This is a genomic window from Streptomyces sp. NPDC018000, from assembly GCF_044328025.1.
GTDB lineage: Bacteria > Actinomycetota > Actinomycetes > Streptomycetales > Streptomycetaceae > Streptomyces.
In genome coordinates this window covers 1-1,524 of sequence record NZ_JBIRGM010000063.1, presented here as the reverse complement: position 1 = coordinate 1,524, position 1,524 = coordinate 1, and the positions used below count along the sequence as shown (strand labels likewise).

The following is a 1,524-nucleotide window of genomic DNA, read 5'->3' as shown; positions in this document are numbered from 1 at the left end:
CGGTGCCTGTCAAGTCAAATGAAACGAATGTGATGCTATGAGATCTGTTGTTCGGTTTGACGTCGCTTGGCGGGGTCGTTGATCCATGCCTGGCGGGGGATGGATGGCGGGACGGGGCGGCGGTTGAACCGTTCGGGATGCTGTTCGTAGGCCGCTGCGAGGGTGGCGGCTCGTTGCTCGCGTACCAGGTCCGCGGTGCCGAAGTGCACGCTGGCCGGGGTGTGGTAGCCGATCCCGGAGTGCCGGTGGACGTGGTTGTAGTGGCTGATGAAGCCGTCCATCCACTCCCGGGCGTGCGTCAGGGAGTCGAATCTCTGCGGGAAGTCGGGCTGGTACTTGGTGGTCTTGAAGTGGCTTTCGCTGTAGGGGTTGTCGTTGCTCACCTTGGGGCGTGAGTGGCTGCGGGTGACTCCGAGGTCGATCAGCAGTTGCGAGACCTTCTTGGAGGTCATGGAGGTGCCCCGGTCGGCGTGCACGGTCTGGGGCACGATGCCGTTGCGCTCGATGGTCTCGCGGATCAACTCCTCGGCGCGCTCGGCCGATTCTGCCCGCTCCACCGTCCAGCCGACGATGTAGCGGCTGTAGATGTCGATGACGACGTAGGCGTGGTACCAGATGCCCTTGTCCGGGCCGGCCAGTTTCGTGATGTCCCAGGTGAAGACCTGCGAGGGGGCGTCAGCGACCAGCTCTGGCACAGTCTTGGCGCCGTGGGTGGCGATCCGGCGTCGCTCGCCTTCCTGGCCGGCCTCCTTCAGGATCCGGTACATCGTGCGCTCGGAGCAGTGGTAGCGGCCCTCGTCCAGTTCGCGGGCATAGATCTGCGCGGGTGGCAGCTCGGCGTACTCGGGGGTGTTCATCAGCGCCAGCACTGCGGCCCGCTCGGTGGCCGACAGTGCGGTGGCCGGGGCCGGGCGTGGGCGTTTGGGTGCCGGCGGCTTGGGGTGCAGCCGTCGGTGGTGGGTCGCCCGGGACCTTCCGGTGATCCGGCAGGCGTCCACGATGCCCACCAACAGCCTCAACTCCTCGGCCGCTGCGTGCAGATGGCCGTCCAGGGCCTGGCTCAGTCCGCGCTCTTGGACAGTGACTGCAAGAGCGCGTGTGTTTTTCCCAGCACCTCCAGAGCCGCGTTCTTCTGGTCCACCTCCGCACGCAGCCGCTCGTTCTCCCGCCGCAGCTTGGCGTTCTCGGCCTCGGCCGGGTGCTTCCTGGGGCGGGCAGGGCTGGTGCGGTGGTCGGTCAGCTGCGCGAGCGCGCCAGTGTCGCGGGCCGCACGCCACTCGATCACGTGGGAGTGGTACAGGCGCTCGCGGCGCAGGATCGCGCCCTTCTCACCGGACGGGGCCGCGTCGTACTCGGCGACGATCCGCAGCTTGTACTCGGCGGTGAAGGTGCGACGCTTCGGCTTCGGCGCCGGATCGGCGCCGGGACCGCTGGTGCTGGTCATACGGGTGGTTCTCCTGCTCGTTCGTCCACCCAGGCTAACTGATCACGCTAGGGTGTCTCACCCAACGATGTCAGAGAGGG

At 67.1% G+C, this 1,524-nt stretch carries 2 protein-coding genes; both read right to left on the bottom strand.

The genetic code is table 11. The annotated features are described in order from the left end of the window. Positions 1-35 precede the first annotated feature (35 nt). On the bottom strand, positions 36-1,040 hold the full coding sequence (locus ACH4EW_RS32440) for an IS3 family transposase (protein ID WP_398263151.1): 1,005 nt from the start codon (positions 1,038-1,040) through the stop codon (positions 36-38). A gap of 20 nt (positions 1,041-1,060) precedes the next feature. Beyond that, entirely contained in the window at positions 1,061-1,444 is a 384-nt protein-coding gene (locus ACH4EW_RS32435) for a hypothetical protein (RefSeq protein ID WP_398263149.1), read from the bottom strand. Positions 1,445-1,524: the final 80 nt, after the last annotated feature.